We start from the raw sequence: 21,744 nt of genomic DNA, 5'->3' as shown, positions 1-21,744 counted from the left end.
GAGTATGCTGGCGCCATCGGGTCCCGCAGACCGGAGGGCGCCATGAGTACGCAATCCCCGCGCAGGCCACTCGCGCTGGCCATCCATGGCGGGGCGGGCGTGATCGACATGGCGACGCTGGGCGAAGCGACCGCGCAACGCATCCATGCGGACCTGGAGCGCGCGCTCGATGCGGGCCATGCGGTACTGACCTCCGGCGGAAGTGCGTTGGACGCCGTGGAGGCGACCGTCTGCGCGCTGGAAGATGCGCCCTATTTCAACGCGGGGCATGGTGCGGTATTCACCGCCGACGGTCGCCACGAACTCGATGCGTCGATCATGGATGGCCACCATCGGCGCGCCGGCGCGGTGGCGGGCGTGTCCAGCGTGCGCAATCCGGTGCGGCTCGCACGGCGTGTGCTGGAGGACTCTCCACATGTCTTTCTGGTGGGGGACGGCGCCGAACAGTTCGCCGATCTACACCCGGAAATCGAGCGCGTGCCGAATGACTGGTTCTCGACCGAGCCGCGTCGGTTGCAGTTGCTGGAGGCGCAGCGGCAGGAACAGCAGAGTTGGCAGGCCAACCAGGACTTGCGCGGACGCTATTTCGGCACGGTGGGCGCAGTCGCGCTTGACAGCCGCGGTCATCTCGCCGCGGCCACGTCTACCGGCGGCATGACGAACAAGCGCTGGGGGCGCGTCGGGGATTCGCCGCTGATCGGTGCGGGTACCTGGGCCGATGCGCATTGCGCCGTATCCTGCACCGGATGGGGCGAGTACTACATCCGCAACGTCGTCGCCCATGACATCGCCGCGCGCGTTCGTTACCGAGGCGACCGCTTGCGCGATGCTGCCGAGGACGTAGTGCTGGGCGAAGTCCCCGCGCATGGCGGCGACGGCGGCGTGATCGCACTGGACCGTGACGGCAACGTGGTGCTGGTCCTCAGTACGCGCGGGATGTACCGCGGTTGGATCCGCCCCGACGGCAGCCGCGGCACGGCCATCCATCGGGACGACTGAGTGTCGGCATCAACCTGGTGGAGCCGATGCTGTCCGTGTATCGCCGCCAGCGGGTCCAGGCGTTGCGCCGCTGCGGGTGAGCCGAGGGTGTGGTCGATCGTGCTGGAAGCGGCGCCGCGCAGGCGTCGAGTCTCCTTGCAATCCGTGCCGCATTGCAGCGCAAGAACCTGCTGCGATGCGAGTCATTCTCATGGCTACCGGTGACATCGCAGCCGTCCTTTTGCAGGGCGAAAGTGTGAGTCAAATTCGATATCTAGAACCAAAATTACAAGCTAGATTCGACCCACTGCGCCACTAGGCGCGGCAACCACAACACTCGGAGTCGAATCGGTTTATGAAGAAGAATCGCATGGCGGTATGGGTGGGATTGGCGCTGGTGGCCATGGGGGCGGCGCAGGCGGCCAGCGCGGGCGGCAGGCCCGACCTGGTGGTCAAGGGCCTGAAGGAAGGCAAGCCCCACGCCAGTGGCGAATTGCTCGTGAAGTATCGCGATGGCGCGGTGGCGGCCGATCGCGATGCAGTGGTCCATGGCCTGGGTGCGCAGAAGCTGGAGACGGTGCGTCGTGGCAACGGCCGCAATGGCGAGATCGCGCTGCTGAAGCTGCCGGGCAACGTCGACCTGTCTGCCGCCGTGCAGGCGTTGAGTGCCGATCCGGCGGTGGAATACGCCGAGCCGAACTGGACCTACCAGCACAACGCGGTATCCAACGACACGTATTCCACCAACGGCTCGCTGTGGGGCATGTATGGCGATGCGGGCGCCCCCGCGAACGTCTATGGTTCGCAGGCATCCGAAGCGTGGGCCGCGGGCCACACCAGCTGCGGCAATGTCGTCGTCGGCGTGATCGACGAAGGTATCTATTACACCCACGAAGACCTTGCCGCCAACATCTGGACCAACCCCTACGACCCGGCCGATGGCGTCGACAATGACGGTAACGGCTACGTCGACGACGTGCGCGGCTGGGATTTCGACGGCAATACCAACGACATCAACTCCGGTGGCGCCAACGATGACCACGGCACGCACGTGTCCGGCACGATCGCCGGCGTGGGCGGCAACGGTAAGGGCGTGGCCGGCGTCTGCTGGAGCGGCGTGAAGCTGATCAGCGGCAAGTTCCTCGGCCGTCGTGGCGGCAGCACCGCGAACGCCGTCAAGGCGCTGGACTACTTCACCGACCTCAAGACGCGTCATGGCCTGAACCTGGTCGCGACCAACAACTCGTGGGGCGGTGGCGGCTACTCGCAGGCGCTTAGCGATGCGATCGATCGCGCCGGCCAGGCGGAGATCCTGACGATCGTGGCCGCCGGCAACGACAGCGTCAATTGCGAAGGCAACACATCGGGTGCGTGCTATCCGGCGTCGTACCCCAACGCGAGCATCATCTCGGTGGCGGCGCTGCGCTCCACCGGTGCGCTGGTCTACAACTATGGCGCGACCACCGTGGATCTGGGTGCGCCCGGCTACGGCATCTGGTCGACGGTGCCGACCTCGTCGAAGGGCAAGCTCGTGTCCGGCTACGCCAGCTACAGCGGCACCTCGATGGCGACGCCTCATGTCACCGGCGCGGCCGCGTTGTATGCGTCCACGCGTCCGGGTTCGACCGCGGCCCAGATCAAGGCGGCGATTCTCGGCTCCACGGTGCCGACGCCGTCGCTGCAGGGCAAGACGGTGACCGGTGGACGCCTCAACGTCAGCGGTTTCTGACGGAAGAGCTTCACGTAATGAAGAAGCCCGGCATCGCCGGGCTTCTTTTTTTGCGTACGGGATTACTTCAAATAGGGTGCGATCACGCGCTGCCAGATAACGTAGCCGGCACGGTTCATGTGCAGGCGATCCTCGATGAACAAGGATTCGTCCGGCTGACCGCTGGCGTCGAGCATGGGCGTGAAGATGTCGATGTAGTCCACACCCAGGCGCTTGGCTTCCGCCGCGATCAACGCGTTCGCCTCACGCTGTACGGACAGCAGTTGTGCGCGCGACGGGCTGGGCTTGTTGCTGATGTACGCGATCTTCGCCTTGGGCAGGTCGCGGCGCACGCGCTCGACGAACGCGATGAAGTCCGCATGCAGTTGTTGTGGCGTGCGCCCCGAATTGAGGTCGTTGTCGCCGGCATAGATCAGGATCTGCCGCGGTGCGTACGGCACGACGATGCGGTCGGCATACCACGTGCTGTCGCGCAGTTCGGAACCGCCGAAGCCGCGGTTGATCACCGGCACGCCCGGGAAATCCTGCGCCAGCGTGTCCCAGAAGCGGATCGACGAACTGCCGATGAACAGCACGCCCCCGCGAGGCGGCGGCGACTGCGCGTCGGCGGCCTCGAAGCGCTGCATGTCGGCTTCCCAGGCCGGGTTCGAGACCTGCTCCGGGATGCGCGGCGGCGCCTTGGCTGCCTTGGGTGTCGCCGCATCGAGCGTCGTAGGGGGGGCGCCGGCACAGGCGGCCAGCAGGGCGATCAGCGCGGCGGCAATCAGAGGCAGGCGGACGGAATTCAGGAATGGCACGAGGGGAGGGCTCCTTGGACGCGGGCGGACCCTAGTGGACCAGCCCGTTCCAGGGGATGCAAACCCGTGGCGAGGCGGCCGGGGAGCGCCTTGTGGCAAAATTGGCTCCTTGGGCGCGGTGAATGCGCCGGTTCCACCCGACACGTCCCTTTGCATGGATCCGGCTTCGGCCCGACCGGCAAGGGCCGATGCGGGACCCCTTTCCGCCTCTACCCGCCCCATGGCAGACGAAACCGGACATTTCCCACGCGGCCCCGGCCGCATCCTGAAAGCCACCGTCTGGTCCCTGCAGGGACTGCGCGCGGCGTGGATGCATGAATCCTCGTTCCGCCTCGAGGTCTACCTGCTGGTGGTCATGACGCCCCTGGCCCTCTGGCTGGGCCAAACCGGCCTGGAACGCGCGGTGATGATCGGCAGCTGCCTGCTGGTGCTGGCGGCCGAGCTGCTGAACTCGGCGGTGGAAGCGGTGATCGAGCGCTACGGTCCCGAACACCACGAACTCGCCGGTCGTGCCAAGGACATGGGCTCCGCCGCCGTGTTCGTGCTGATGATGAATGTGCTGCTGTGCTGGGCGCTGATCCTCGCGCCGCGCTACCTCTGAACTCCTGATCTGAACCTAGGTGCCCCCCGATGATGGAATTGCTTACCGATCCGCAGGTGTGGATCACGCTGGTCACGCTGAGTGCGATCGAGATCGTGCTGGGCATCGACAACCTGGTCTTCATCTCCATCGCGGTCAGCAAGCTGCCGCCGCACCAGCGCGAAGTGGCGCGCAAGTTCGGTATCGCCGTGGCGTGCATCACCCGCATCCTGCTGCTGTTGACCCTGGCCTGGCTGGCCGGCCTGACCGCCGACCTCTTCACGTTGTTCGGCCAGGGCATCTCGGTGCGCGACCTGGTGCTGATCCTGGGTGGCGTGTTCCTGCTGGTGAAGGGCACCAAGGAAATCCTGGAGCTGGTGAAGGGCGAGCCCGACTCGGAAGACGTGCATACGCGTCCGGCCGTGTCGTTCGCCGGCGTGATCGCACAAATCGCGGTGATCGACATCGTGTTCTCGCTGGATTCGGTGATCGCGGCCGTGGGCATGGCCAACCACACCCCGGTGATGGTCGCCGCCATCCTGCTGGCGGTGGCGGTGATGCTGCTGGCGGCGCGTCCGCTGGGCCAGTTCATCGACAACAACCCGACCATCAAGATGCTGGCGCTGGCTTTCATCGTGGCGGTCGGTGCCTACCTGTTGCTGGATGGCTTCGAACTGCACATCGAGAAGGGCTATCTGTACGGTGCAATGGGTTTCTCGGCGCTCGTCGAGTGCCTCAACCTGTGGGCGAAGAAGCGCGCCAACCAGCGCATGCTGCGCGAATAACGCCGCGTTTCCCCGTCTTGTTGCGAAGGGCTCCCTCGGGAGCCCTTTGTTTTTCACGGAAGCCTAACGAAGCGCCTTATGTGTAACCGGGGTGCCTGCTTGCGCCGTCATGGGCAAGGTGCTGCAATCGGAGCGTCCGCCCTAGGGAGTGTCGTGCCATGCGCCAGGTGTCGCGTCTTTGGTTGCTCGTCGTACTGACCGCGCTGTTGTCGGGCTGCGGTTACAACGCCATCCAGCAGAAGGACGAGGCGGTGAAAGCCGGCTGGTCGGAAGTCCTGAACCAGTACAAGCGCCGCGCCGACCTGATCCCCAACCTGGTCAAGACCGTGCAGGGCTACGCGCAGCAGGAGCGCCAGGTACTCACCGACGTGACCAACGCGCGCGCGCGGGTGGGACAGATCCAGGTGAACGCCGATGATGCGGCCTCGCTGGCGCAATTCCAGCAGGCGCAAACGGAATTGGGTAGCGCACTGTCGCGCCTGCTGATGGTGACCGAGAATTACCCGAACCTGAAATCCGATCAGTCCTTCCGCGATCTGCAGGCGCAACTCGAAGGCACGGAAAACCGCATCACCGTTGCACGCGGCCGCTACATCCAGACGGTGCAGGACTACAACACCTACATCCGCCAGTTCCCGCAGGTGATTACCGCCAAGATCACCGGCGCCAAGGAGAAGCCGAACTTCACCGTCGAGAACGAGGCCGCGATTTCCGAGGCGCCGGCCGTCGATTTCGGCACACCGCCACCGGCCGCACCGCAGGCGCCCACACCGCCGCCGCCGCCGTCGCCCGGCAACTGATCCGCGCCCCGTCGCCCCATGCTGCGCGCGCTGGCGTTCTGCCTGCTGCTGATTGCAGCGCCCGCATGGGCGCAGTCGCTGGCGGCCATTCCTGCGTTGGATTCGCCGGTGGTCGACACCACCGGCACGCTGGATGCCGCGCAGAAGCAGCAGCTCGAACAGCAGGCGCTGGCGTTGCAGCAACGCAAGGGCAGCCAGCTGCAGGTGCTGATCGTGCCCAGCACGCAACCGGAAGACATCTTCGACTACACCCAGCGCGCATTCGACCAGTGGAAGCTGGGGCGCAAGGGCGTGGACGACGCGGCGATCCTGGTGGTCGCCAAGGATGACCGGCGCGTGCGTATCCACACCGGCTATGGCCTGGAGGGTGCGATCCCCGATGCCATCGCGAACCGCATCATCCAGGAGTATCTGGTGCCGAAGTTCCGCACCGGCGATTACGCAGGCGGCATCACCGACGCCACCGGCGTGATGGTGAAGCTGATCGACGGCGAGTCCCTGCCGGCCCCGGTCAGCACGCATCGCGCCAGTCCGCGCGGTGGTCGGGGTGGCGACTGGTTCTTCGCCCTCTTCGCGGCCTTCATCGTGGCGACCATCGTGCGCGGCATGTTCGGCCGCGCACCCGCGGGGTTGCGTGGCCTGTTCACCGGCGGGGCCGCCGCCGGGGTGGCGCTGCTGCTGTCTTCGCTCATTCCCGCCGGCATCGCGGGCGTGTTCGGCCTGCTGTACGGCCTGGCCTCGGTGTCGACGCGCGGTGGTTATGCCCGGCACCGCGATTGGGGCGGCTGGGGTGGCGGTGGAGGCGGCTGGGGAGGGGGTGGCTTTGGTGGAGGCGGGGGTGGCTTCGGCGGCGGTGGCTGGGGCGGAGGTGGCGGCATGTCCGGAGGCGGTGGCGCCTCGGGGAGCTGGTGATGCGCCTGCTTCGCCATCTGTTCGCACGTTCCGCCCGGCGGCTGTTCCCCGAGGACAGCCTGCACCGCATCACCGATGCCATCGCGGCAGGCGAGCGCCTGCATCGCGGTGAGGTGATGTTTGCGGTGGAGTCCAACCTGCCGCCGAGCGCCGTGATCGCGGGCGTGGAGCCCCGGGAGCGCGCGCATGACGTATTCGTCCGCCTGCGCACCTGGGATACGGAAGCCAACAACGGTGTGCTGGTCTACCTGCTGCTGGCGGACCACCGCATCGAGATCGTGGCCGATCGCGGCCTGGCCGGACGGGTCAGCGATGCGCAGTGGCGCGAAGTCTGCCAGCTGATCGAGACAGGCATGGGCGAAGGCCGGGCCGAACAGGCCGTGCTGGATGGCATCGCGGCGGCATCGGCCCTCCTGGCGCGGCATTTCCCGCAGCAGGCCGGCGATGTCGACGAGGATGAACTACCGAACCGTCCGCATCTGCTGGACTGAGCCGGAACGCTCCGGCGCGCGCGCAGTCATCCACGCGCGGGCGGGGTGGGGCAAAATAGCCCATCTCCACCGGCCACGCCGAGGCGCATGATCTACCTCCACCAGATCGATCCGATCATCTTCTCGCTGGGGCCGGTCAAGCTGCACTGGTACGGCCTGATGTACCTGCTGGCCTTCGTCGTCGCCTGGTGGCTTGGCCGCATGCGCGCGTCGCAGGGTCGCCTGCCGGGGGTCAATGCCGACGCGTTCTCCGACCTGATGTTCTACGCGATGCTCGGCGTGGTGCTGGGCGGACGCATCGGCTACGTGCTGTTCTACGGCTTCGGCACCTTCCTCGAGAACCCGCTGGCGATCTTCAAGGTGTGGGAAGGCGGCATGAGCTTCCATGGCGGCCTGCTCGGCGTGATGGCCGCGGCGCTGTGGTGGTCGCGCAAGCACCGTTTGCACTTCTTCGACACGATGGATTTCGTCGCGCCGCTGGCCGCACCCGGGTTGGGCTTCGGCCGACTGGGCAATTTCATCGGCGCCGAGTTGTGGGGCAAATACACGCACGCCAACTGGGGCGTGATCTTCCCGACGGACCCTGAGCTGCGCAATTTCGATGCGCTGCAGCTCAAGGCGCAGTACGCCGCCGGCGCATTGAACCAGTTCGCCCGTCACCCGTCGCAGCTCTATCAGGCCTTCCTCGAAGGGTTGGTGATGTTCGTCGTGCTGTGGACGGTTTCGCGCAAGCCACGGCCGCGCTACCTCGTGTCGGGATTGTTCGCGCTGATGTACGGCGTATTCCGCTTCCTGATGGAGTTCGTTCGCGTGCCGGACGAGGGCCATTATGTCGCCTGGGGCTGGCTGACCAAGGGCCAGGTGCTCAGCGTGCCGCTGGTGCTGCTGGGCCTGTACCTGCTGTGGCTGTCGCGTCGTGCGCCAACGCTGCAACCCGTTGTTCCCGCGCCGGTCGCCGGCAAGTAAACCGTGAAGCCTTTCGCCGGAGACCAGGCATGAAGCAATACCTCGACCTGTTGCGCCATGTGCTGGAGCAGGGTGCCGAGAAATCCGACCGCACCGGCACCGGCACGCGCAGCGTGTTCGGCTGGCAGATGCGCTTCGACCTCAACGACGGCTTCCCGCTGGTCACCACCAAGAAGCTGCACCTGCGCTCGATCATCCACGAGCTGCTGTGGTTCCTGAAAGGCGAAACCAATATCGCCTACCTGAAGGACAACAAGGTGAGCATCTGGGACGAGTGGGCCGACGAGCACGGCGAACTCGGCCCGGTGTACGGCAAGCAGTGGCGCAGCTGGGAAGGCGCCGACGGCAAGACCATCGACCAGATGCAGTGGCTGGTGGACGAGATCAAGCGCAACCCCGACTCGCGCCGCCTGGTGATCAGCGCCTGGAACGTGGCCGAACTGCCGAAGATGGCGCTGATGCCCTGTCACTCGCTGTTCCAGTTCTACGTCGTCGACGGCAAACTCAGTTGCCAGCTCTACCAGCGCAGCGGCGACATCTTCCTCGGCGTGCCGTTCAACATCGCCAGCTATGCGTTGCTGACGCACATGGTGGCGCAGGCCTGCGGGCTGGGCGTGGGCGACTTCGTACATACGCTGGGCGATGCGCACCTGTACTCGAACCACTACGACCAGGCACGCGAGCAGTTGGCGCGCGAACCGCGCGCACTGCCGAAGCTGCACCTCAATCCCGAGGTCAGCGATCTGTTCGGCTTCACCTTCGACGACATCGAGATCCATGGCTACGATCCGCACCCGGCGATCAAGGCGCCGGTGGCGGTCTGACCCGATGCGCATTTCGCTGGTTGCTGCCCTCGATCGCCATCGCGCCATTGGCCGCGATAACGACTTGCCGTGGCGCTTGCCGGACGACCTGAAGCGCTTCAAGGCGCTGACGTTGGGCAAGCCGGTGTTGATGGGGCGCAAGACCGCCGAATCGCTGGGCCGCGCGTTGCCGGGTCGGCTGAATCTGGTGCTGACGCGTCGCGGTACCGTGCCCTTCGAGGGCATGCAGGCCGTCGCGTCGGTCGATGAAGCGCTCGCGATCGCCGAGACGCACGGCGCCGAAGAGCTGAGCGTGATCGGTGGCGGCGAGGTCTACGCGCTCATGCTGGCGCGCGCCGACGTGCTGTACCTGACCGAGGTCGATACGGCGGTGGAGGATGCGCATGCGTTCTTCCCGGCCTTCGATCCGACGGAATGGCGGGAAGTCGCACGTGAGCCGCATCCCGTCGATGCGAAGCACGCGCTGGCATTCGACTTCGTCGAGTACCGGCACCGCTGAGCCGCCCACCCGTAGGCCGGGATGAAGCGAAGCGCAATCCCAGCGCGTCGCCGTGCCATTCGACGTTATCGGGATGCGCCGGATGCCAGGTCCGTCGGCTGGCGGTAATGGCCGATGATCGCGTGATGGAAGAGGATGTCGTCTTCCCGCGTGCCAGCATTAATGTTGTGCAGGATCAACGGCGTACCCTCGTGGCTTCGCCTGTCGGACACGATGCCGATGTGCAGCAGCCCGCTGCCGCTCAGCCGCCACGCGACGATGTCGCCTGCCGCGAAGTCGCTCGCCGATTGGCCGGCCGATTGCTTCCACCCATGCCGTTCGAACCAGCGCATCTGATTCGGTACCCGGCGGTGGTCGATGTTGCGGTCGGTGCGACTCAATCCCCATTGCCGCGGATACTTGTCGAAGTGCGCCCGCATGTCCTCATGGATCGCTTGCTGCAGGTCCAGGCCCTGCGTGCGCAGCGCGCGGATCACCACATCGGTGCACACGCCGCGGTCGGCAGGCACATCGCCGCCAGGATAGGGCAGGCTGAAGTAAGCCGGGTCGTAGAGGCGGACCACGCCGATCTGCATGCGCGCTGCAGCTACCAGCGGCGGCGAGATGGCGGATGGCGTGTGTGCCGCGGCCGCCGGAGGCGCCTCTGGCTCTGTCTCCACAGGCGCCTCGTCGCGGCACGCCGCGAGCGTCAGCAGCATCAGGCACAGCGTGGACAGCCGTGCCGGTCGCATGCTCAATCCTTCGGCAATTCGCCCTTGGGCGGTGGCGGTACATCACGGCCAGCGACCTGGACGAGGCGGACATCATCGGTGTCCAACTGCAATGCCGTGAGCTTCCCGCCCCACACCGCGCCGGTATCGATCGCATGCACGCCATGGCCGATCATCAAGCCCAGCGTCGACCAATGGCCGCAGACGATCTTCAGGTCGCGCTCGGCGCGACCCGGGACCTCGTACCACGGATACAGGCCCTGGGCCTGCCGGCCCGGTGCGCCCTTCTCCTCGATCGCCATACGTCCACGCGGTGTGCAATAGCGCATGCGGGTGAGGACGTTGATGATGGCGCGTGAACGGTCGTGGCCCGATAGGTGCGGGGCCCAGTTCGGCTTGTCGCCGTACATGTTGCGGAACAGCTTGCGGTAGCCGTTGCCATGCAGCTGCACCTCGACCTCGCGCGCGTGCTTCTCGGCCAGCGTGGTGGTCCACTTGGGCGCCAGCCCGGCGTGCACCATCATCCAGCCCAGGTCGCGGTCCACGTGCAGCAGTTTCTGCAGGCGTAACCAGTCCAGCAGCATGCGCGCATCGTCGGCCAGCACCACGCGCTGCAGATCGGCATTGACCTTGCGCTGCTCGTCAGGCGAACGTTCGCCGATCGCGAGCAGGGACAGGTCGTGGTTGCCGAGCACGACAATGCTGTGCTCGCGCAGCGAGTGCACGAGGCGCAGGGTTTCCAGCGACTGCCCGCCCCGGTTCACCAGGTCGCCGCAGAACCACAGCCGGTCCTGCGCCGGATCGAAGCGGATCTTTTCCAGCAATCGCTGCGTTGCGTCGTAGCAGCCTTGCAGGTCGCCGATGGCCCAGACACTCATCGCGCCCGGGCCTCAGTGCAGCGTCCGCGGGACGGACAGGGTGAAGGTGGCGATGGGGGCGTCGAAGCGAGTGCCGTCGTCGGCGAGCATGTCGTAGCGTCCCTGCATGGTGCCCAGCGCGGTCTCCAGGACCGCGCCAGACGTGTAGCGGAAATCCTCGCCCGGCCTCAGCCAGGGTTGTTCGCCCACCACACCTTCGCCGTGCACTTCCTGGACCTTGCCGTTGGCGTCGGTGATGACCCAGTGCCGACGCAGCAGCTGCGCCGGCACGCGGCCGCGGTTTCGGATGCGGATGGTGTACGCGAACACATAGCGCCCGTCCTCGGGCGCGGACTGGTCGTCCAGGAAACGCGTGGCGACGTCGACGTCGATGGCGTAGTCGGGGGAATCCATGCGTTCAGTGTATGCAATGCCACGTCAAAGCGGAAACAACGCCGGTTTGCGTGCGATCACGGCGCTTCGGGTTGGTTCGCCAAACGGATGAAATCAGTGACCGGCACCTGTTCGGCCCGCAGGTCGGGGCGCAGTCCGGCCGCTTCGATCTGCTCGGTGGTGCAGGTGCCGGACAACGCATTGCGTAGCGTCTTGCGGCGCTGGCCGAACGCCGCACGCACCACATCGGCGAAGCGGCGGTGGTCGTGAATGCCGACCTGGTCCGGCGCGCGCAGTACCAACCGCGCTACGGCGGAATCCACTTTCGGCGGCGGCCGGAACGCGCCCGGCGGCACCACGAACAGGCTGTCGACGCGGCAATAGGCCTGCAGCATCACGCTGAGGCGCCCATACACCTTGCTGCCGGGTTCGGCGGCCATGCGGTCCACGACTTCCTTCTGCAGCATGAAGACCATGTCGCGGATGGAGGCCGCGTGTTCGATCGCATGGAAGAGGATCGGCGAAGACAGGTTGTAGGGCAGGTTGCCGACAAGACGCAGCGCCTCGTCGCCCGCGAGTTTGCCGAAATCCACGTCCAGCACGTCTTTGTGGATGATGGTCAGGCGGCCTACGCCTTCCGAGGCTTCCATCAGCGGTGTGATGAGGTCGCGGTCGAACTCGATGGCCGTCAGCTCGCCGTGCCTGCGCAGCAGCGGGAAAGTGATCGCGCCCTGGCCCGGGCCGATCTCGACGAGGCGATCGCCCGGCTGCGGGTTCACGGCCATGACGATCTTTTCGATGTAGGCGCGATCGGTCAGGAAGTGCTGGCCGAGGGCCTTCTTGGGGGGAGCCTTGAAATGCGACATGCGCGGATTATGCGGGAACGCCGCAGGCCGCGCGGCATTGGCGTGCGTCAGCGCGCGCGGCGGGTCGCCGCGATGCGCGCGCAGGTGGCCACGGCAGCGAACAGGCTGGACGGGTCGGCGATGCCCTTGCCGGCGAGATCGAGTGCCGTGCCGTGGTCAACGGCCACGCGTGGATAGGGCAGGCCGAGCGTCAGGTTCACGGCCTGCTCGAAGCCGCTGTACTTGAGCACGGGCAGCCCTTGGTCGTGATACATCGCCACCACGGCATCGAAGCCGCTCAGTTTTTGCGGGAGGAAGGCGGTATCGGCCGGCAAGGGGCCGATGAGATCCAGGCCATCCGCCCGCAGCGCATGCAGGACGGGCTCGATGACCTCGATCTCCTCGCGTCCCAGATGCCCCGCCTCGCCGGCGTGCGGGTTGAGCCCAAGCACGGCGAGTGTCGGCTGGACGATACCGAAGTCGGTGCGCAGTGCGCGGTCGGTGATGCGCAGCACTTCTTCCAGCGCGCTAGCCGTGATGGCATCCGGCACATCGCGGAGCGGAAGGTGGGTGGTGGCCAACGCCACGCGGACGATCTCGTTCGCCAGCATCATGACCACCGGCAGGCCGGCCTGTTCGGCAAGCAGCTCGGTCGTGCCGCTGTAGGCGATGCCGCCGGCGTTGATGGCGGCCTTGTGCACGGGGCCAGTGACCAGGCCATCGAGTTCGCCGCCTAGGCAGGCGCTGGCTGCGCGCGTCAGCGCGTCGATGACCGCGCGCGCATTGCGTGGATCGGTGAGGCCGAAGGTACTCGACGCAGCGTTTGGAACGGGCCGCAATCGCAAGTCGCCAGGACGCGTAGCGACGGCGTCCGCTTCGATCAGCTGCAGGGGTAGCCCCAGGGCCTCAGCGGCCGAGGTCAGCGTGGCCGCGTCCGCGAACGCGAGCAGGGTGCAGTCGGTGCGCGGCTGCTGGGCCAGCCTGATGCAAAGCTCAGGGCCGATGCCTGCCGGCTCGCCCGGCACCAGCGCGAGCCGAGGCAGCATGTCAGCTGCCCGGCGTGGTCCCGGCGCGGTCACCGGTGCGGAAGCTGACGTAGGCTTCGCCGCGCAATTCCTGCAGGTAACGGTTGTACTCGTCCTCGGCCTTGCGGCGACCAATGGTCTCGCGGACCTGTGCGCGGCGGTTCTGGTCTGTCACGTCGGTCTGGCGCGTTTCCATGCGTTGCACGATGTGCCAGCCGGCATCGGTGCGGAAGGGCGCGCTGACCTGTCCATCCTGCAGGCCGGTCACTTCCTGGCCGAATGCGGGACCGAAGGCGTCAACGGGGAACCAGCCCAGGTCGCCGCCGTCATCACGGCTGTTCGCGTCCTCGGTGGATTCCTTCGCCACCGCGGCGAACTCGGCGCCACCGGCGATGCGCGCGCGCAGGGTGTCGATCTTGGCCTTCGCCGCAGCGACGTCCTGTGTAGGCGTGATGCGGACGAGGATGTGGCGAGCATGGTATTCGGTGACGTTGCGCTTCTCAGCCTGGGCGGCATCACGTACTTCCACCAGCTTGAGCAGCTGGAAGCCGCTGGGGCCGCGCATCGGGCCGACCACCTGGCCTGGGCTCATGCCTTTCAGAAGCTCAACGAAGACCGTCGGGATCTCGTCCACGCTGCGCCAGCCCAAGTCACCACCTTCCAGGGCGTTCGGGCTGTCGGAATAACGGACAGCGGCAGCGGAGAAATCCAGCTCGCCTTTGTCGATCAACGCCTTGATGCCATCGACCTTGCCCTTGCCGGTGCTGATCTGCTCGGCATTGGCGCCATCGGGCAGCGCCACCAGGATGTGCGCCAGATGGTACTGCGCGCCGGTGGCGGTCTGGGCCGCGATCGCCGCATCGACTTCACCCTCGCTCACCTGCACGCGGCTCTGCGCATAGCTCTGGCGCAGACGCTGGATCGTGATCTCGTCGCGCAGCGAGCTGCGGAATTCGGCAAACGACATGCCATCGGCTTCCAGACGCTGGCGCAGGCCATCCGGTGTGGTGCCGTTCTGCTGGGCGACTGCGTTGACGGCGTTGTTGAGGTCGGCATCGCCGATGCGAATGCCGCTTTCGGCAGCACGTGCGACCTGCAGCTTCACCAGCACGAGTCGCTCGAGCACCTGTCGCTCCAGCACCGCACGGGGCGGCAACTGGCCGGGCTGATCGGCGTACTGGGACATCACGTTCTGCACCGCGCGATCAAGTTCGCTCTGCAGCACCACATCTTCGTTGACGACCGCTGCAATGCGATCCAGCGGCTGCAGGTTCTGCGCCAACGCTGGGGTGATGGCCGTTGAAAAGGCCAGCAGACTGGCGACCAGAAGGCGGGAAATCGGCTTGTTCATGGAATCGGATCCGGAGCGTAAGAGGTGTCGTCCGGTCGCTGCGCGATATTGCTAGGCGGGACGAGATAGAGATCGTCTCGGTAATAGCCGAGGATAGCACGGCGCAAGGTGCGCTCCGTGTCCTGGCCGGCCGAGCCCAGGCCCTTCAGGACGAACTCGACCTGGAAGCCCGTGTTCATTTCACCCTCGCGATTGCGCACGTAACGGCGCACGAGGGCGCGGACGGCGAGGCAGCAGCTGTCCCACTGGACGCCGGCGACGCCTTCCAGCAGGCCGGGTTCCTGGTCGGTGGCCGCATCGCGATAGAACGAGTGGTAGTAGCGGCCCACGACGCTCCAGGAGGGCGTGACCGGGTACAGGAACGAGAAATCGGCCTGTTCCAGCAGGTCGCGGCGGCGCCTATAGGTGATGTTGACCACGCCGTCGTCCGGCAGCAGGTAGCGGGCACGGACGCTGGCCAGATCTTCGCGACGGAACTTCGGGTCCCACTGGTAGGAGGCACCGATAGTCCAGCGGTCCGTGGGTGCGTAGTTGGCGTCCACGACCCAGGCCGACTTGCCCTGTTCCAGCGGCACTTCACCTGGCAGGACCACGCGGCTGTCGTCGAAGTATCGGATCTGACCGATGCTGGCCGACAAGCGCTCGAAGCCATCCTTCTGCCGCAGCAGGCGGGTGGTCAGTGCCAAGGTCAGCTGGTTCGCATCGGTCTGGCGATCGGGGCCGGTGTAGCGGTTGTCGCGGAACAATTGGCCGTAACTGAAGTTGAAGGGCCGTGTATCGAAGATCGGCAGCCCATCCTGCTCGCGGTACGGCGCGTTGAGGTAGAAGAGCCGCGGTTCCAGCGTCTGCAGGAAACGGTCGCCCTTGATCTCGGTCTCGCGGTCGAAATACACGCCTGCGTCCAGCGAACCGATCGGCAGGCTGCGGCTGGGCGAACGGTCGTAGAACTCGGCGATCTGCGCCGCGCTCACGGGCTGATTTGCCGGAATGCCGTAAGCGGCGCGCGCACGATCTATTGCCGTGGTCTGGGCCAATTCGGGGTCGAGCCGATACTCGGTATGCCGATAGGCCAGAGTGGGCGTGACGTACCAGGCTGCGCCCTGCAACGGGAAGGAGATGGTGGGTTTGATGTCCAGGCGGCTGCCGCCGGGATGCTCATCGTGCTGGAACTTCACGGCTTCGGCATGTCCACCCACGCTGATCCAGCGGCTCAGCGGCTGGTTCCAGTTGAGGTAGACGCGGGGCAGCCGGTTGTAGGGCAGCGAGGCTTCGCTGCTCAGGTAGTCCGAGAGCTGCCAGTGGTCGGCCATCAGGCCGGCGCTCCAGAATTCGCCCGCGCCGTAGACGCCCGCGGTACTCGTCACCGAGGAGTACGCCTGCCCGTACAGCGAATTGCCGAAGTCCTCCTGGTAGCGCGCGTCGCTCAGCCAGATGAGGTTGGCACGGGCCTGCCAGTTCCGATTGAAACGGTGCTCGCCTTCGAACGCAAAGAAGCCGCGGCCGTCGTCGGGATCAGGGTTGTTCGGATTGTCCTCGTCGTAGTCCGCATCGTTCATGCGGTCACGGACCAGGTCGTCCTTGGTCATCCAGGTGCCCTGGATCTCACCACGACCCTTCTCGTAGAGGTAGCGGAACTCCGCGCCCATCTGGAACCCGCGCTCGCTCATGTAACGCGGTTCCAGCGTCGCGTCGTAGTTCGGTGCCAGGTTGAGGTAGATCGGCTGCTTCCAGTCGAAACCATTCCGTCCCGACAGGCCGACCGCCGGATACAGCAGGCCGGTGTGGCGCTGGTCGTCGATCGGGAACTTCAGGTAGGGCACGTACAGCACAGGCACCTTGCCGAGCCGGATCGTTGCGCCACGTGCCACGCCCCAGCCGTCGTCGGTGTTGATGTCGATGCGGCGCGAGCGCAACTCCCACCGGCGGTCCTGGGGATCGCAGGTGGAATAGGTGGAATGCTGCAGGCTGCCTTCGGCACCCTTCATGTCGATGCGGTCCGCGCCACCGTTGCCGCGCCGCGAGACCAACTGATAGCGCACGTTGTCGATCTGGTGCGAATCGGCGCCCTGGTCGCCACGCGCGCTGTCTGCCACCAGGCGGATGCCGGCATCCTGGTAGCGGATGTGCCCGTCGGCGACGTAGGTGTCCTTTTCCTGGTCGTACTTCAGGTTGTCGGCCCCCAGGAACTGGTCGCCCCGGGTGAGCTGCACGGCGCCACTGTACTCGGGGTTCGCCTCGGTGCCGGACAGCTGGTCGCCCTCGATCGAGGTGGGCTGTTCCGCCCGCTGCTCGCGCTTCGCCTGGGCGCTGCTGCCCGCTGCGGGCTGCGGCGCCTCGCTGAAAACCGGGATCACGTCCTGGACCGGGCACAGGGCCCAGCTTTCGGGCTTCTCATCGTCAGCCAGCGCCGGCAGGCACAGGGCGATGCTGAAGGGCAACGGGAGCAGGCGGAGGACAGGACGCACGCGGTGCTGGGCTCGCTGGCAGGTTAAAAACGGTCGTTAGCTTGCCCCATCCCCTGCATGCGGGCAATGAAGGCAGGCGGAGTGGTGTCGGTCAGGGTTCAGCGAGCTCGAAGGTACGGCGTCCGTGGGCTCAGCGGAGTTCGTCGACGTGGGCAGCCACGGAGTCCCGAAGGGCGTCCAGATCGTAGCCGCCCTCCAGCATGGAGACCACGCGGCCGCCGGCATGTCGCTGCGCCAGGGTGCGCAGCTGGCGGGTCAGCCAACCGAAGTCCTCGGTCTCCAGCATCAGGTCGGCCAGCGGGTCGCGCATGTGCGCGTCGAAGCCGGCGGAGATCAGCAGCAGTTGCGGCTTGAAGTCGTCCAGCGCAGGCAGCAACTCGTCCGCCCAGGTATTCTGGAAACGGAACCCGCCGCTGCCCGGCGGCAGCAGTGCGTTGAATACGTTGCCGGCGCCGCGCTCATAAGGGGCACCACTGTGCGGGTAGATGCCCGACTCGTGGCTGCTGAAATAGGCCACGCGCGGGTCGTTGTAGAAGATCGCCTGGGTGCCGTTGCCGTGGTGGACGTCGAAATCCACGACGGCCACGCGTTCCAACCCATGGCGGTCGCAGGCATAGGCGGCCGCCACGGCGATGTTGTTGAACAGGCAGAAGCCCATCGCCGTGCCGCTGGTGGCGTGGTGGCCCGGAGGGCGCACCGCACAGAAGGCCGTGGACGTGTCGCCATTCATCACCGCATCGACGGCCGCGACGCCGGCACCGGCGGCACGCAGTGCGGCAGCGGGCGAGGCCGCGCACATGACCGTATCGGGGTCCAGCATCCGGTAGCCCGCGACGTCGGTCTCCAGTACCTCGTTGACGAGGGTTTCGTCGTGCACGCGGCGGAGGTCGCCCAGCTTGGCGATGGGCGCCTCGCGCCACTCGACGTCGCCGTGTTCGCGGCGAAGCACGTCCAGCACCACCTCGAGCCGCGCCGGGCGCTCCGGATGTTCGGGTCCGGGATCGTGGGCCAGGCAGGCGGGGTGGGTGAAGATGATCACGAGGTCAGCGCGGGGCGTGCCGCCGCTCGTGTTTCCAGAGCACCTCGCCATGGCCGTCGGCGCGGGCCAGCACGCGGGCCAGCACGAACAGCAGGTCGGACAGACGGTTGAGGTAGCGGATGGCCTCCGGCCGCACCGCGTCGTGGCGGGCCAGGGTCACCGTCTCGCGCTCGGCGCGACGCACGATGGTGCGCGCCAGGTGGCAGCGGGAGGCAGCTTCACCGCCGGCCGGCAGGATGAAATCCTTCAGCGGCGGCAGGTCGTCGTTGTAGTGGTCCAGCTGGCGCTCGAGCGCGTCCACGTCCTCGCCGGTGATGGCGGCATGGCCGGGGATGCACAGCTCGCCTCCCAGGTCGAACAACTGGTGCTGCACCGTGGTCAGCAGCGCGCGGATGTCTTCCGCCACGCTGGGGACGGCCAGCAACACGCCGATCGCCGAATTGGCTTCGTCCACCGTGCCGTAGGCGGTGACGCGCGCCGAGTCCTTGCCCACGCGCGTGCCATCGCCCAGACCGGTGCTGCCGTCGTCGCCGGTGCGGGTGTAGATCTTCGAGAGGCGGTTGCCCATCGTCGGCGCGAGGACCGGTCAGTCCGCCGTGCGGCCGTGCGGCTTGGCCAGGCGTACGACCTGCTCGACCATCACGTGCAGGATGACGGCCAGGCCCACGTAGATGGCGGCCACGCGCAGGTAGGGCAGGTACCAGTCGCTGAAGTTCTTCCACCAACCGGCGAAGGTCGGTTCGCTGACCACCGGGCTCAGCCAGTAGAAGCTGCCCTGGCTCAGCAGGTGGCAGGCGGTGGCCGAGACCAGCAGGCTGCCGATGAGCAGGGCGAGCGTGCGGCCGTGGCGCGCGGTCTGGTAGCGACGCACCAGCGCACCGCCGGCCCACATCGCCAGATAGGCGGGGACGAGGAACCAATACGCCGCGGACACGCAGTAGTGCGTCCAGAAATTGATGCCCTGGCCGCTGATGACCACGTAGTCGACCGCGACCGCCGCCGCCATGAACAGCGGGAAGGCCCAGCGCGACCAGCTGCGCAGGTAGTAGCCGCCGATGAAGAATGCCGCCCAACTGGCGTCGGGCAAAGGCCCGATGTGACCGAACGTGGTGGGCAGATGGAGACGGGTGAGGACCAGCAGGGCGGCGACCAGCGCCAGGACGATGGCGCGTTGCGAAGTGGTGTTCATCAGGCACGGTTCCGGAGACTCAGCCCCGCATTCTACCGGAGCCGGCGCGCACCGGGCCGCCGGGTCGGCGCCACGGGGCGGGGCGCTATCATGACGGGATGACAGATCGGCATGACGTAGTAATCGTGGGTGGAGGCCTGGTGGGCGCCAGCCTCGCGATCGCCCTGGACCGGCAGGGCCTGGACGTGGGGCTGGTCGAAGCCGCGCCGGCGGGGCAGATGCCGGTCGTGTTCGACCAGCGCAACCTCAGCTTCGCCGCCGCCACCGTCAATGCGCTCGGCGCGCTCGGCATCATGGCACGCCTGCGCGCGCCGACCGGCCCCATCCGTCGCATTCACATCAGTCGGCAAGGCGACTTCGGACGCGTAAGGCTCGACGCCGCCGACTACGCACGCGAAGCCTTCGGCCAGGTCGTCGTGGCGCGCGACTTCGGCGAGGCCCTGGAGGCGGGGCTGCAGGATCTCCGCAGGCTGACCCGCTACCGGCCCGCGCGCTTCACCGGCCTGGGCGAGACCGAGGACGGCCATCGCATCGTCCGCATCGCCACGGGCGACCAGGAGCGCGCGCTTCGCGCCCGCCTGGTGGTCGCCGCCGACGGCACGCACAGCAGCGTGCGCGAGGCACTGGGCATCGCGGCCGACACGCACGACTACGGACAGACCCTGTTCGTCGCCCGCGTGCGCGCCGAGCGCGCACCGGACGGCACCGCCTACGAGCGCTTCCGCGAAGACGGGCCGACAGCCTTGCTGCCGCGCGGGGACCGCCACTGGGGCATCGTGCACGGCGTGCCGCGTGCGCAGGCCGAAGCGATCGCCGCGCTCGACGAAGCCGCATGGTTGCAGCGCCTGCAGCAGCACGTAGGCTGGCGTATCGGCCGGTTGCTGGAAAGCGGTGAGCGCAGTGCCTACCCGATGACGCGCGTGGTTGCGCAGCGCCTGGTCGGCGAACGCGCGGTCCTGTTGGGCAATGCCGCGCAGACGATCCATCCGATCGGCGCACAAGGCTTCAACCTTGGCTTGCGCGATGCGTTGACGCTCGCCGAGGAAATCGCACGCGCGGGGGACCCCGGCGATCCGGCCGCGCTCGCGCAGTACGCCGCGCGCCGGCAGGAGGATCGCGAGCGCACGCTGTCGTTCTCCGACGGTCTGGCGCGATTGACGTCCAATCCTTCGCCCCTGCTGCGTCCGTTGCGCAGCCTGGGCCTCGCCGCCGTGGATGCCAATGCTTCGCTGCAGGCGTTCCTGGTGGGCGGCGCGATGGGGCTCCGTGGGGACGTGCCGGCCCTCTGCCGGGGAGAAGCGGCATGAAACGTCGCGGACAGATCGATGTCGCCGTGGTCGGTGGCGGCGTGGTGGGTGCGGCCTGCGGCCTGGTGCTTGCGCGCGAAGGCCTGCAGGTGGTGCTGGTCGAAGGCCGCGAACCCGTCCGCTGGTCGCGCGAACAGCCCGACCTGCGCGTGTACGCCTTCGCGCCCGACAACGCCGCGCTGCTCGAAGACGCTGGCGCGTGGTCGTCCGTACGTGAGGCGCGTGCGCATCCCTACCGCCGCATGCGCGTCTGGGATGCCGCAGGCGGCGATGAACTCCGTTTCGATGCGGACGCGTTGGGTCGCACCCAGCTGGGCTGGATCATCGAGAACGCGCTGCTGGTGGACCGCCTGTGGGCGGCCTTGCCTGCGGCCGACGTCGACGTCCGCTGCCCGGCGCGGGTGGAAGCGATGGAGCAGGACGCGGACGGTGTCGTGCTCCGGCTGGACGACGGCACGCGCCTGGATGCGCGCCTGGCGGTGGCGGCCGATGGCGCCGATTCCACCTTGCGTCGATTGGCGGGCCTGGAGGTCAGCGGGCGCGACTATGCGCAGCGTGGCCTGGTTGCGTTCGTGCGCACCGAGCGGCCGCACGAAGACACTGCATGGCAGCGCTTCCTGCCCACCGGACCCCTGGCCTTCCTGCCGTTCGAGCAGGGCCTCAGTTCCATCGTCTGGACGTTGCCCGACGGCGAGGCAGCGCGCCTGCTGGCCCTCGATGAAAGCGAATTCAACCGCGAACTCACGTTGGCGATGGGGGGGCAGCTCGGCGAGGTCACGTTGGCCTCTCCACGCGCCGCGTTCCCGCTGAAGCGGCAGTTGGCGAAGGATTATGTCGCCGGCCGCGTGATCGTTGTCGGCGATGCCGCGCACGTGGTGCATCCGCTGGCGGGGCAGGGCGTCAACCTCGGTCTTCGCGATGTCGCGGCGTTGCGCGACGGCATCCGCGCCGCTAGCGCCAAGCGCGCGGACTGGGATGCGTCGCACCGCCTGGAGCGTTGGGCGCGCCAGCGCCACAGCGAGAACGCCACCGCCGCGCACGCCTTCGACGGCATCAACCGTCTGTTCTCCAACGACGAAATGCACCTGACCCTGCTGCGCGGGCCCTTGCTTGGTCTTGCCGGCAAGCTGCCGCCGCTGGTGGATTTCTTCTGGCGCCATGCGGCCGGCCAGCGGGCGCGCTGACGACGTCCTCCGCAGGCA

22 protein-coding genes and 1 pseudogene are annotated in these 21,744 nt (G+C 67.2%); 12 read left to right on the top strand and 11 right to left on the bottom strand.

Annotated elements, in window-relative coordinates; genetic code table 11:
• The first annotated feature begins 42 nt into the window (after positions 1-42).
• On the top strand, positions 43-999 hold the full coding sequence (locus BM365_RS06265) for an isoaspartyl peptidase/L-asparaginase family protein (protein WP_093487545.1): 957 nt from the start codon (positions 43-45) through the stop codon (positions 997-999).
• A gap of 334 nt (positions 1,000-1,333) precedes the next feature.
• On the top strand, positions 1,334-2,707 hold the full coding sequence (locus BM365_RS06260; protein WP_199186218.1) for a S8 family serine peptidase: 1,374 nt from the start codon (positions 1,334-1,336) through the stop codon (positions 2,705-2,707).
• 62 nt (positions 2,708-2,769) lie between these two features.
• Here BM365_RS06260 and BM365_RS06255 read toward each other — a convergent pair whose 3' ends face one another.
• Entirely contained in the window at positions 2,770-3,504 is a 735-nt protein-coding gene (locus BM365_RS06255) for an SGNH/GDSL hydrolase family protein (protein WP_233210760.1), read from the bottom strand.
• A 220-nt stretch (positions 3,505-3,724) separates the two neighbouring features.
• On the opposite strand from BM365_RS06255, the gene BM365_RS06250 reads away from it, so the two are divergent.
• The 8 genes from BM365_RS06250 to BM365_RS06215 all read left to right on the top strand — a co-directional run bounded on the left by BM365_RS06250 (position 3,725) and on the right by BM365_RS06215 (position 9,361).
• Positions 3,725-4,105, top strand: a complete 381-nt coding sequence (locus BM365_RS06250) for a diacylglycerol kinase (protein ID WP_093487541.1) — start codon at positions 3,725-3,727, stop codon at positions 4,103-4,105.
• Between the two features lie 29 nt (positions 4,106-4,134).
• Entirely contained in the window at positions 4,135-4,869 is a 735-nt protein-coding gene (locus BM365_RS06245) for a TerC family protein (protein ID WP_093296099.1), read from the top strand.
• A gap of 158 nt (positions 4,870-5,027) precedes the next feature.
• Complete coding sequence (locus BM365_RS06240) at positions 5,028-5,669, top strand: LemA family protein (protein ID WP_093487539.1); 642 nt, start codon at positions 5,028-5,030, stop codon at positions 5,667-5,669.
• Between the two features lie 18 nt (positions 5,670-5,687).
• Complete coding sequence (locus tag BM365_RS06235) at positions 5,688-6,581, top strand: TPM domain-containing protein (protein ID WP_093487537.1); 894 nt, start codon at positions 5,688-5,690, stop codon at positions 6,579-6,581.
• Complete coding sequence (locus BM365_RS06230) at positions 6,581-7,072, top strand: TPM domain-containing protein (RefSeq protein WP_093487535.1); 492 nt, start codon at positions 6,581-6,583, stop codon at positions 7,070-7,072. Before BM365_RS06235 ends, BM365_RS06230 begins: the two co-directional genes overlap by 1 nt.
• Positions 7,073-7,159: 87 nt before the next feature.
• Positions 7,160-8,038, top strand: coding sequence for a prolipoprotein diacylglyceryl transferase (gene lgt, locus BM365_RS06225; protein ID WP_093487533.1), 879 nt, complete (start codon positions 7,160-7,162; stop codon positions 8,036-8,038).
• A 29-nt stretch (positions 8,039-8,067) separates the two neighbouring features.
• A complete protein-coding gene (locus tag BM365_RS06220; RefSeq protein ID WP_093487531.1) occupies positions 8,068-8,862 on the top strand; it encodes a thymidylate synthase in 795 nt (264 codons plus the stop codon).
• 4 nt (positions 8,863-8,866) lie between these two features.
• On the top strand, positions 8,867-9,361 hold the full coding sequence (locus tag BM365_RS06215) for a dihydrofolate reductase (RefSeq protein ID WP_093487529.1): 495 nt from the start codon (positions 8,867-8,869) through the stop codon (positions 9,359-9,361).
• A 65-nt stretch (positions 9,362-9,426) separates the two neighbouring features.
• On the opposite strand, the gene BM365_RS06210 is transcribed toward BM365_RS06215, so the two are convergent.
• From BM365_RS06210 to BM365_RS06165, 10 genes and pseudogenes are all read right to left on the bottom strand, one after another.
• Entirely contained in the window at positions 9,427-10,059 is a 633-nt protein-coding gene (locus BM365_RS06210) for a DUF1287 domain-containing protein (RefSeq protein ID WP_093489527.1), read from the bottom strand.
• 35 nt (positions 10,060-10,094) lie between these two features.
• Positions 10,095-10,949 (bottom strand): symmetrical bis(5'-nucleosyl)-tetraphosphatase, encoded by an 855-nt coding sequence (locus tag BM365_RS06205; protein ID WP_093487527.1) that lies wholly within the window; start codon positions 10,947-10,949, stop codon positions 10,095-10,097.
• Between the two features lie 12 nt (positions 10,950-10,961).
• Positions 10,962-11,342, bottom strand: a complete 381-nt coding sequence (gene apaG, locus BM365_RS06200; RefSeq protein WP_093487525.1) for a Co2+/Mg2+ efflux protein ApaG — start codon at positions 11,340-11,342, stop codon at positions 10,962-10,964.
• A 56-nt stretch (positions 11,343-11,398) separates the two neighbouring features.
• Entirely contained in the window at positions 11,399-12,187 is a 789-nt protein-coding gene (gene rsmA / locus BM365_RS06195; protein WP_093487523.1) for a 16S rRNA (adenine(1518)-N(6)/adenine(1519)-N(6))-dimethyltransferase RsmA, read from the bottom strand.
• Between the two features lie 47 nt (positions 12,188-12,234).
• Entirely contained in the window at positions 12,235-13,212 is a 978-nt protein-coding gene (gene pdxA / locus BM365_RS06190) for a 4-hydroxythreonine-4-phosphate dehydrogenase PdxA (protein ID WP_093487521.1), read from the bottom strand.
• A 22-nt stretch (positions 13,213-13,234) separates the two neighbouring features.
• Positions 13,235-14,542, bottom strand: a pseudogene (locus tag BM365_RS06185) (peptidylprolyl isomerase); the annotation flags it as partial.
• Positions 14,539-17,007, bottom strand: a complete 2,469-nt coding sequence (lptD, locus tag BM365_RS06180; protein WP_093487517.1) for an LPS assembly protein LptD — start codon at positions 17,005-17,007, stop codon at positions 14,539-14,541. The pseudogene BM365_RS06185 and the gene lptD, both read right to left, overlap by 4 nt.
• A 130-nt stretch (positions 17,008-17,137) precedes the next feature.
• Positions 17,138-18,046 carry a histone deacetylase family protein gene (locus BM365_RS06175; RefSeq protein WP_093487515.1) on the bottom strand — a complete coding sequence of 303 codons (909 nt, stop codon included), beginning with the start codon at positions 18,044-18,046 and terminating at the stop codon, positions 17,138-17,140.
• 4 nt (positions 18,047-18,050) lie between these two features.
• On the bottom strand, positions 18,051-18,614 hold the full coding sequence (locus BM365_RS06170; protein ID WP_093487513.1) for a cob(I)yrinic acid a,c-diamide adenosyltransferase: 564 nt from the start codon (positions 18,612-18,614) through the stop codon (positions 18,051-18,053).
• Positions 18,615-18,632: 18 nt separating this feature from the next.
• Positions 18,633-19,235, bottom strand: a complete 603-nt coding sequence (locus tag BM365_RS06165; protein ID WP_093487511.1) for a hypothetical protein — start codon at positions 19,233-19,235, stop codon at positions 18,633-18,635.
• Between the two features lie 98 nt (positions 19,236-19,333).
• Here BM365_RS06165 and ubiH point away from each other — a divergent pair, with 98 nt between their 5' ends.
• Both ubiH and BM365_RS06155 read left to right on the top strand, forming a co-directional pair.
• Entirely contained in the window at positions 19,334-20,542 is a 1,209-nt protein-coding gene (gene ubiH, locus BM365_RS06160) for a 2-octaprenyl-6-methoxyphenyl hydroxylase (protein WP_093487508.1), read from the top strand.
• Positions 20,539-21,726: a UbiH/UbiF family hydroxylase gene (locus BM365_RS06155; protein WP_093487506.1), complete on the top strand. Its 1,188-nt coding sequence runs from the start codon at positions 20,539-20,541 to the stop codon at positions 21,724-21,726. The genes ubiH and BM365_RS06155 overlap by 4 nt, the downstream gene beginning before the upstream one ends.
• Positions 21,727-21,744: the final 18 nt, after the last annotated feature.

This window comes from Pseudoxanthomonas sp. YR558 (assembly GCF_900116385.1).
GTDB lineage: Bacteria > Pseudomonadota > Gammaproteobacteria > Xanthomonadales > Xanthomonadaceae > Pseudoxanthomonas_A.
Note: the sequence above shows the minus strand (reverse complement) of the source record. Positions and strands in the feature narration are given on the sequence as shown.

Excerpts from the sequence above, each read along its gene's own strand:
- BM365_RS06265 (WP_093487545.1), top strand. The coding sequence starts at position 43 with ATGAGTACGCAATCCCCGCGCAGGCCACTCGCGCTGGCCATCCATGGC.
- BM365_RS06260 (WP_199186218.1), top strand. The coding sequence starts at position 1,334 with ATGAAGAAGAATCGCATGGCGGTATGGGTGGGATTGGCGCTGGTGGCC.
- BM365_RS06250 (WP_093487541.1), top strand. The coding sequence starts at position 3,725 with ATGGCAGACGAAACCGGACATTTCCCACGCGGCCCCGGCCGCATCCTG.
- BM365_RS06245 (WP_093296099.1), top strand. The coding sequence starts at position 4,135 with ATGATGGAATTGCTTACCGATCCGCAGGTGTGGATCACGCTGGTCACG.
- BM365_RS06240 (WP_093487539.1), top strand. The coding sequence starts at position 5,028 with ATGCGCCAGGTGTCGCGTCTTTGGTTGCTCGTCGTACTGACCGCGCTG.
- BM365_RS06235 (WP_093487537.1), top strand. The coding sequence starts at position 5,688 with ATGCTGCGCGCGCTGGCGTTCTGCCTGCTGCTGATTGCAGCGCCCGCA.
- BM365_RS06230 (WP_093487535.1), top strand. The coding sequence starts at position 6,581 with ATGCGCCTGCTTCGCCATCTGTTCGCACGTTCCGCCCGGCGGCTGTTC.
- lgt (WP_093487533.1), top strand. The coding sequence starts at position 7,160 with ATGATCTACCTCCACCAGATCGATCCGATCATCTTCTCGCTGGGGCCG.
- BM365_RS06220 (WP_093487531.1), top strand. The coding sequence starts at position 8,068 with ATGAAGCAATACCTCGACCTGTTGCGCCATGTGCTGGAGCAGGGTGCC.
- BM365_RS06215 (WP_093487529.1), top strand. The coding sequence starts at position 8,867 with ATGCGCATTTCGCTGGTTGCTGCCCTCGATCGCCATCGCGCCATTGGC.
- BM365_RS06210 (WP_093489527.1), bottom strand. The coding sequence starts at position 10,059 with ATGCTGCTGACGCTCGCGGCGTGCCGCGACGAGGCGCCTGTGGAGACA.
- BM365_RS06205 (WP_093487527.1), bottom strand. The coding sequence starts at position 10,949 with ATGAGTGTCTGGGCCATCGGCGACCTGCAAGGCTGCTACGACGCAACG.
- apaG (WP_093487525.1), bottom strand. The coding sequence starts at position 11,342 with ATGGATTCCCCCGACTACGCCATCGACGTCGACGTCGCCACGCGTTTC.
- rsmA (WP_093487523.1), bottom strand. The coding sequence starts at position 12,187 with ATGTCGCATTTCAAGGCTCCCCCCAAGAAGGCCCTCGGCCAGCACTTC.
- pdxA (WP_093487521.1), bottom strand. The coding sequence starts at position 13,212 with ATGCTGCCTCGGCTCGCGCTGGTGCCGGGCGAGCCGGCAGGCATCGGC.
- BM365_RS06170 (WP_093487513.1), bottom strand. The coding sequence starts at position 18,614 with ATGGGCAACCGCCTCTCGAAGATCTACACCCGCACCGGCGACGACGGC.
- BM365_RS06165 (WP_093487511.1), bottom strand. The coding sequence starts at position 19,235 with ATGAACACCACTTCGCAACGCGCCATCGTCCTGGCGCTGGTCGCCGCC.
- ubiH (WP_093487508.1), top strand. The coding sequence starts at position 19,334 with ATGACAGATCGGCATGACGTAGTAATCGTGGGTGGAGGCCTGGTGGGC.
- BM365_RS06155 (WP_093487506.1), top strand. The coding sequence starts at position 20,539 with ATGAAACGTCGCGGACAGATCGATGTCGCCGTGGTCGGTGGCGGCGTG.